The sequence below is a fragment of the Syntrophorhabdales bacterium genome (assembly GCA_035541455.1).
Classification (GTDB): domain Bacteria; phylum Desulfobacterota; class Syntrophorhabdia; order Syntrophorhabdales; family WCHB1-27; genus JADGQN01.
The window spans coordinates 1-7580 of the sequence record DATKNH010000163.1 but is presented as its reverse complement, the minus strand read 5'-3'; the positions used below and the strand labels follow the sequence as shown (position 1 = coordinate 7580).

Below are 7580 nucleotides of genomic sequence, written 5' to 3'. Positions count from 1 at the left end.
CCAGATCCATGGTGACCACTTCATCCCATGTGCCTTTAAGAAGCGCTCCGAATTCAACCGCATGCTGCGGGCAAATCCTCCAGCAATTGCCACATCGGGCGCAGAGACTCATGTTGTGTAAGAGCTTTCTCTGATTACCCTGGTCCAGGTAATCGAGAGCGCTTGCCGGACAATTCTGCACACAAGCCAGACAGCCGTTGCAGCGCTCGTTGACAGAAAAAAGGCTTGTCATCTGTTCCGCTTCCCATTTCCCACTATCGTGCCCGGGAAGTACACGTTTGGCCGTAACACACCGCAGAGCTTGGCCGCTTCTTTCTGTGCACGCTGCTGTTGAAATTTATGCGGTTCGACATATGCAATGGCCTTTTTCTCGCAGACTCTCACGCACTGCGGCTCTCCATCGCAGAGATCACATTTGTAAGCAAGACCAACTTCGTAATCAAAGGCCATCAAACCGCTGGGACAGGCAGATACACACATGGAGCAACCCACGCAAAGGCTGGCATCGACAACTACTCTGGCGAGGTTGGTGTCTCTTGTAATTGCTTGTTTAGGGCATACAGCCATACACGGTGCATCGGCGCACTGTTGGCATGCGAAAGGCACAAAGAAGTTCCCGACCGGCTCTATACCTAACACATCGATTCTTTTGCGCGCAATTCTTCTATATCCGGAGTGTCGCAGGATACAGACCTTCTCGCATTCCTTGCAACCATCGCATTTAAGGGGATCTATCAGAAGGACCTTGGAAACCATGCTAGTCTGTTGTATGCTCTCAGAGATTCGCTCGACTTCACTATTGGAACTCTACAGCAAGCCAGATGCCATCCAGGATATTGCCGGAAAATCGCAATAAGATCAAGGTGTTGATAGGTAATAATCCGGTGGAATGGTTGCTCATAACAATGCATAATGAAACGGTATTGGCATACATTATTGCATTTAGCAATTGTATACTTCACTTCTAAGAAGTAGCCGCAGGTGCCATCAATCTGATATATGAATAACCAAGGCCAGGGTAGAAACTGCCATAGAACGGGCCCCCGCAATTGCACTGATGAAAAAAACCTGGAACCGAAATTCTTTGGAACCAAGTTCCGGCTCAATCGTTTGAATGGGCATCGATTACATACTCGTTGCTCAGTCATGTAATTTGGGATAGGATAGAGCAGGCGATGAAAGATTATTTGCTTCAGGGTGCGGCAATTGTTAGTGGCCTCATCTCTCTCTTCTGCTGACAGGCTGGCCCGCTCCTGGCCGGTCTGGGCCTGGGAAGCTTCACCATCTCTATATGGTTCCAGGAACATCGCTGCGTTTCTGTAATCCTCACCATAATTTTTGTAGCAGTTCTATTTTATAGGCAACGAAGATCAGCGTAAGAACGCAGGAGCGGGCCGCCCACGCCGCATAAGAAACGGAACCGAGCAGAAGATTGAGATCTTAGAGTACGAAGCAATGGAAGATACAGTTCTTTGCACGAAATATAATCAGCAGATAGATATAAGCAAAAATCCCTGTCCGCACCCGACCGATTACTGCCAATACAGGGACAGCTGTGTCATTAGCAGGCTTTGCATGGAGCGCAAGGAATGCAGGGAGCTGAGAAAGGCCGCGCGTGAGAAAAACAAAAACAAGGCTCAGCATTAACCCCATCGGGTATGTAAAAAATGATGTACGTGACATCAAATTTCAGAGCTGGAAGGACCTCGTTTCACGCCTCGTCATCAAACACAGATACGTTGAAGCGATGGAAGGGCTGGAGGAGTTCTCTCATCTGTTTATTATTTCCTGGCTCCATCTGCCTGGTAAGTTACTTTTAAAAAGACATCCAAGAGATCGGCAGGATCTGCCGGAGGTGGGCATATTCGCAACTCGCTCGCAAATGAGACCTAACCGTCTCGGTCTGCATCTGGTGCAATTGTTAAGAAGAGAGGGAAATGAACTTATGGTCACAGGTCTGGATGCCGTGGACGGCACTCCGCTCATCGATATCAAACCATATATTCCGCAGCAGGATGTACTTGCGGGTGTGACTGTTCCAGATTGGGTCCGTAAGCTCACCACACGAGAAAAGAAGAAGGGTAAAGGAACCTAAATCACACCGATTGCAGAGCAGACTGTAGCGCCTCTTTCACTGCCTCTTTCCGCGTCCGTCAGAAGACGGTGTTTCAATGCCGAAGGATTTGATCTTACGGAAAAGCGTGCTTGTGTTGATCCCCAGGTCGGCAGCGCTCTTCTTGCGGTTGCCTTTATGATGCTCGAGCGTGAGGTTGATGAGGTGCTTCTCCATGGAAGAAAGCTTGGATGAGTCTGGTTCGGCTCTGCCGATCACGCTCACCGGCCGGAGTTCCGGTGGCAAATGAGCGAGCCCGATCAATCCGCCGCTGCAAAGCACAAATGCCTGTTCGATGATGTTTTCGAGCTCACGCACATTACCGGGGAAATCGTATTCCATCAACCGGGATAACACCTCGCCCGAAACACCCGCAACGTCCTTGCCTTCAATTCGATTAAACTTGGAAATGAAGTGTCCCACGAGAAAAGGGATGTCCTCACGCCGCTGCTTCAGTGTGGGGAGTTGGAGACGAATGACACGAATTCTGTAATACAGGTCTTCCCGAAACGCGCCCGCCCTTACAAGCTCTGGAAGATTTTTGTTCGTCGCCACCACCACACGGAGATTGATCTTCACCGGCTGAACACTCCCCAGCGGCTCGATGACGCGTTCCTGGAGAACTCTGAGCAGACGTACCTGCATTGCAGGGGAAATGTCTCCGATCTCGTCTAGAAAAATGGTACCGCCGTCGGCAAGCGCAAAACGGCCCGCCTTGTCCCGCCGTGCATCGGTGAACGCGCCGGCTTTATAGCCGAAGAGTTCACTCTCCAGGAGTGTATCGGGCAGCGCCGCGCAATTGACGGCGATGAATTTTTTATTTTTCCGAGGAGACAGATTGTGTATTGCCCGGGCGAAGAGCTCCTTGCCTGTTCCACTGGCGCCCTCGATCAGCACCGTGCTGTTACTTTCCGCAACCCGTGGAAGCAGTTCAAAGAGCTGCATCATCGCAGGGCTTCGGCCGATGATGTCCTGAAAGCTATAGCGCGCATGAAGTTCTTTCTTCAGTTCCTCAAGCTGACTTAAGTCTTGAAAAGTTTCCACACCTCCGATTATAACATCATCACCATTCTTTAACAGAGCCGTAGAGATACGAATCGGAACCCGGCTTCCGGCCTGGTTCACAATATACGCTGTTGCATTGACCACAGGCGTGCCGTCAGACATTGTTCGCTTGAGCGCACAAGCTGTCTCACAGATCGTTGCATGAAACACCTCACCGCAGCGCCGGCCTATTGCCTCATCACGAGTGACACCGGTGATCTTTTCCGCAGCCGCATTGAATGAGGTGATACGCCAATCCGCATCGATGGTAAACACCCCTTCATTTATGGAATCGAGTATGATATCCCTCCTCGTTTTTTCTGGCTCGATCATAAGAGAATACTACCACCTTTAACCAATTGTGTCAATAGATACCATTGCTAATTGCAATATTGTTGAGCGCCATGTCGTGCCATAATGCATCAATATGACTGCCACACAACTAACGTCATATCGTACAAGATACTGTTATTACTATTCTTTGGCTGCAACGCATTCGATGGCATCCGCCTTGCTATCTGGAATCAATAATGGAGAAGGTTGGCATCTGTTATCACATGGGTCGTATCTCTCCTGTTCTTGATGTCGCGAGTAACATGCGCGTTTACGAAGTTGAGAACGGCCGGATCAAACAGGTTGAAGAAAAGGTACTGACCGCCAAGAGCACCTTTACCCGTGCACAGGAAGTCAGTGGCTACGGCATCGCGACCGTCATATGCGGCGCGATCTCGAGACCCCTCGAACAGGCGATGGGTGCATTGGGCGTCAACATCATTGGTTTTGTGTGTGGTTCAATAGAGGAAGTCATCAAGGCGTACGCAGACGGGTTCATCCAGGACGAGAAATTTCTGATGCCGGGTTGCTGCGGTCATGCGCGTCAGGTTGATGGTTACCCGCTCGACAAGAGCTTGGTAAACCGAATAAAGCGCGGTCCTCTTAAAATAGCAGTGGCAAGCATCGACGGCACACTAGAGGGGCCCGTGGACGAGCGGTTCGGAAGGTGCAGAAAACTGGTGATATACGCTCCCCATTCGAATACATTCGAATTGATCGACAATGGACCCACTACGCGATTGGTCCAGGGTGCAGGAGTGCTGACCGCTCAACAGGTGATCAATGCGGGTGCGCACGCGGTGATCAGTGGAGATTTCGGTCCCAAGACCCATCAGGTTCTTCGGGCTGCCGGTATCGAGGTCTACTCAGCGGCGCGCATGAGTGTGAGGGAGGCGCTGGCGTTATTTGAAGAGGGCAAATTGAGAAAAGTTGGCGGCGAGGACGTGCAGCCACGGAAATGAGGAGAAGAATTGCGCGGCTGCCCTGGAAGGGCAGTCGCGTTTGATGTTCATGATTAAACGCGAAAATGATTCTGGTCCAAATGGACCGTCCTCGGATGAATCGCTTGACGTTGGTCGCAAGATGAAGTATCGATGGCAGGCACCTGTCCCGGATTGGCTCTGGTGGTGGGACGGGAAAGAAAAAGGCGGAAGAGAAGAGAATAAGGAATTACACCATGAACTGCGAGAACCGTTGCACGCAACGTATCGTCTCACTGGTAGGAAAGAGAGGAGTTAGCTATGCCGCAAGGTGATGGAACAGGACCGATGGGAACAGGTCCCGCAAGGGGCAGGAGACAGGGAGGGCAGGGAGAAGGCGCTAGAGCCTGCGCAGCGAGAATGGGGAGGAGGGGCACCGGACCGGTGACTGAGTGCTTGTGTCCACAGTGTGGGACGCGCTCGCCCCACCACCAGCCAGGCACGCCCTGTACGCAGCAGAAGTGTCCGCAGTGCGACAGCGCCATGGTGCCGGCACATTAAGCGCGCAATGAGAGATTGTCTCTTGGCGACGTTTGTTACCTTTGAGCACTTCAGGGAATACGACTGAGATGAAGATTATACGGGGTACGAAGATTGTGTTTGCAAGCGGCAAAGGAGGAACGGGCAAGACGACAATTGCCGCAAACCTGGCCTGGTTCCTCTCTTACGCGGATCAACGGGTGCAGTATATAGACTGCGATGTCGAGGAACCGAATGGCCATCTTTCCCTGAAGCCGGCTCTTGAAACGAGGGTGCCCGCGCGTAAGTGAGGCGAACATAAGTTGTTATGGAAATACTACAGGCAATCATAGACAACATTCGGGCTGATGCTCCAGTACGGGAGATACGAAAAGGCATTCATTGGACTGCTGTCGTAAGCAAGCACTGCGGCCTCTCCTCAACGATGATCCGTGACTATTGCTGTGATGACGAAGGAGAGAATGATTTCCAGAGCATGTTGTCGAAGCTCACAGCGCTGGAGATTGCTCGGTATGTTTTGTCCGATGATATAAGTAAAGCCTCGCTGGGTCTTGCGGCTGTAAATTCCCTGATCGATATCGATCAGGGAAAGTGCGTCGAACTTAATGCTGGCGGCTTGATAGCAGAAAACGGTGAGGGGAAAAACGTGTCGGTCATCGGCCATTTCCCTTTCGTTGATGAGCTCAGACCTATTGCCCGGAATCTATGGGTCATGGAACTGCATCCGCGACCCGAGGATCACCTGGCCGAGGAGGCAGAGAAATTTCTGCCGCAATCGGACATCGTGGCTATATCGGGCACCACGCTCATTAACCACACGCTACCGGGGCTCCTACGACTCTGTACCAATACGAGCGTCAAGATGCTTCTCGGACCAACAACGCCGGTAAGTGAGGTTTTATTCGATTACGGCCTTGACGTCGTCTCCGGAAGTATGGTGACGGACGAGGCTCTGGTGCTCAGGCATATCAGCGAGGGCGCCAGCTTCAGACAGTTGAAACGGGGAGGCGGTATTCGCCTTCTCACCATGATGCGAAAGGAATTCAAAAATACGTGATGAAGAGTCAGAGGGAGTGATGGACATTTACGGCGATCTTAAACAGGAGTTCCGTAAACTCATCGAAAGCGAAAAACGAATTGCTGATGAAGAAATAGCGGTCGTCTCCGCAAAGACGCTCTCGGCAATGGAGGCTATCGGCAAACCGGGGCGAGACGATTTTCCTCTCATGAAAGGCAAAGAATTCATGGTGGAGGCGAGATTCAGGGATGCGAAAGGTCAGGCGTTCACCGACAGGCCCGGCAACTACGCAGGGTCAGTGCGAAGCGTTCTGTCGTTTGATCTGTCTGACAATCTTCGCAGAGCGGTATTCCTGGCAAGCCTCAACGCCATCATGCGCCATAAAGGTCTTGTTACCGGGACAGTGCACTGTAAGGATACCGAGCCCGCCCAGTGCGCGACCCACCTGGTGGAATACATAAAGATGACGTACAAAGATCCGCGGGTGGCTCTTATCGGTTACCAGCCCGCCATGGCTGAAAAACTCTCGAAAGCTTTCCCGCTTAGAATGCTCGATCTGGACCAGGACAACATCGGCAAAGAGAAGTTCGCAATAACCGTTGAACCCCCCGATAACGTGGCCGATGTGGTCTCCTGGTCTTCGGTTGTTCTGACAACGGGCTCGACAGCAGTAAATGGCACGATCACACGGTTCCTTAACGAAAAGGAAGTCATTTTCTACGGAGTAACTGCAGCGGGTATTACGTCCCTGTTTGGCTGGGAACGATACTGCCCGTTCAGTCATTGATGGGTGAGGAGTCCCGTTGCGGGTTTGCAAGAAAACAGCCGGTGAGCGTATGGCGATTGTGCGATGAGGGAGGTAAACTAGAATGGGCTATGGCGCTCCCGCCCTCTACCTTGCATTGAAGGCCTAGTATGAGAGGAGGATCACGGAACGATGAAAGTGACACTCAATTTTGAAGGGATGCCCGTACTCTATAGAGTGCTCAACAAAAAGAAGGAATTCGAGTTTGAGTTTCCGGGCGCGACGCTCCGCGAGCTGACACAAAGCCTTGTGCGGAAATTCGGTCAGTCGATATCGAAAACTATCCTCGACGGTAACGGTGATGTGGATTTCGAGATCCGCGTTGTCCTCAATAACGGGACGTATCTGACAGAATCCCGTATGGACACTTTGTTGAATGAAGGCGACATAGTGGCCTTTCGAGGGGCATCCTGAGGATGACGGACGCGGCCAGGCTGGCCGCAATGTTGCTGAGAGCCGACTGCTATTTGGTCTACAAATTTCAGAGCGATGAAGGGAAAGCATGATCGACAGCACTATTACTATTCCCGAAAAGAGAAACAAGCGACCGGCGTGGACCCGCACGGTGGACATTGTGCTGCGAACGGCTCATGTGGCGGTGACCAGCGTTCTGTTCGGAGCGGCAGTTTATGGGATTACCTTTCACGAGCTTTCGTTCTGGTTTCATCTCGCCACTACTACCGGGTGCGCACTTGTTGCCTCAGAAGTTTACCATTGGCCCCACTGGCCCTATCAGGGCCGCGGAGTGATGGGCCTGATACATATAGGTCTTCTTGGGCTCATTTATATACGACCGGGTATGCTGCT

The 7580-nt window shown here is 51.6% G+C and carries 9 protein-coding genes; 7 read left to right on the top strand and 2 right to left on the bottom strand.

The window, feature by feature from the left end:
- Nucleotides 1-232, bottom strand: a 232-nt coding sequence (locus VMT71_17770; protein HVN25820.1) for a 4Fe-4S binding protein, incomplete at its 3' end; no start/stop codon positions are given.
- Nucleotides 233-1615: 1383 nt separating this feature from the next.
- Between VMT71_17770 and tsaA the strand changes: the two genes are divergently transcribed.
- A complete protein-coding gene (gene tsaA, locus VMT71_17765; GenBank protein HVN25819.1) occupies nt 1616-2095 on the top strand; it encodes a tRNA (N6-threonylcarbamoyladenosine(37)-N6)-methyltransferase TrmO in 480 nt (159 codons plus the stop codon).
- A gap of 36 nt (nt 2096-2131) precedes the next feature.
- Here the strand turns inward: tsaA and VMT71_17760 are convergent, their stop codons facing one another.
- Complete coding sequence (locus VMT71_17760; protein ID HVN25818.1) at nt 2132-3490, bottom strand: sigma 54-interacting transcriptional regulator; 1359 nt, start codon at nt 3488-3490, stop codon at nt 2132-2134.
- Between the two features lie 197 nt (nt 3491-3687).
- Here VMT71_17760 and VMT71_17755 point away from each other — a divergent pair, with 197 nt between their 5' ends.
- The 6 genes from VMT71_17755 to VMT71_17730 all read left to right on the top strand — a co-directional run.
- Nucleotides 3688-4452, top strand: coding sequence for a NifB/NifX family molybdenum-iron cluster-binding protein (locus VMT71_17755; protein ID HVN25817.1), 765 nt, complete (start codon nt 3688-3690; stop codon nt 4450-4452).
- 587 nt (nt 4453-5039) lie between these two features.
- Complete coding sequence (locus VMT71_17750; GenBank protein ID HVN25816.1) at nt 5040-5240, top strand: P-loop NTPase; 201 nt, start codon at nt 5040-5042, stop codon at nt 5238-5240.
- A gap of 17 nt (nt 5241-5257) precedes the next feature.
- Nucleotides 5258-6007 (top strand): DUF364 domain-containing protein, encoded by a 750-nt coding sequence (locus VMT71_17745; GenBank protein HVN25815.1) that lies wholly within the window; start codon nt 5258-5260, stop codon nt 6005-6007.
- 19 nt (nt 6008-6026) lie between these two features.
- Entirely contained in the window at nt 6027-6755 is a 729-nt protein-coding gene (locus tag VMT71_17740) for a DUF364 domain-containing protein (protein HVN25814.1), read from the top strand.
- A gap of 150 nt (nt 6756-6905) precedes the next feature.
- Nucleotides 6906-7187, top strand: coding sequence for a hypothetical protein (locus VMT71_17735; protein ID HVN25813.1), 282 nt, complete (start codon nt 6906-6908; stop codon nt 7185-7187).
- 88 nt (nt 7188-7275) lie between these two features.
- The coding region (locus VMT71_17730; protein ID HVN25812.1) for a hypothetical protein at nt 7276-7580 on the top strand (305 nt) is incomplete at its 3' end.

What these genes read in the sequence shown, in the direction of transcription:
- VMT71_17755 (HVN25817.1), top strand. Translation starts at nt 3,688, where the DNA reads ATGGAGAAGGTTGGCATCTGTTATCACATGGGTCGTATCTCTCCTGTT.
- VMT71_17760 (HVN25818.1), bottom strand. Translation starts at nt 3,490, where the DNA reads ATGATCGAGCCAGAAAAAACGAGGAGGGATATCATACTCGATTCCATA.
- VMT71_17750 (HVN25816.1), top strand. Translation starts at nt 5,040, where the DNA reads ATGAAGATTATACGGGGTACGAAGATTGTGTTTGCAAGCGGCAAAGGA.
- VMT71_17735 (HVN25813.1), top strand. Translation starts at nt 6,906, where the DNA reads ATGAAAGTGACACTCAATTTTGAAGGGATGCCCGTACTCTATAGAGTG.
- VMT71_17740 (HVN25814.1), top strand. Translation starts at nt 6,027, where the DNA reads ATGGACATTTACGGCGATCTTAAACAGGAGTTCCGTAAACTCATCGAA.
- VMT71_17745 (HVN25815.1), top strand. Translation starts at nt 5,258, where the DNA reads ATGGAAATACTACAGGCAATCATAGACAACATTCGGGCTGATGCTCCA.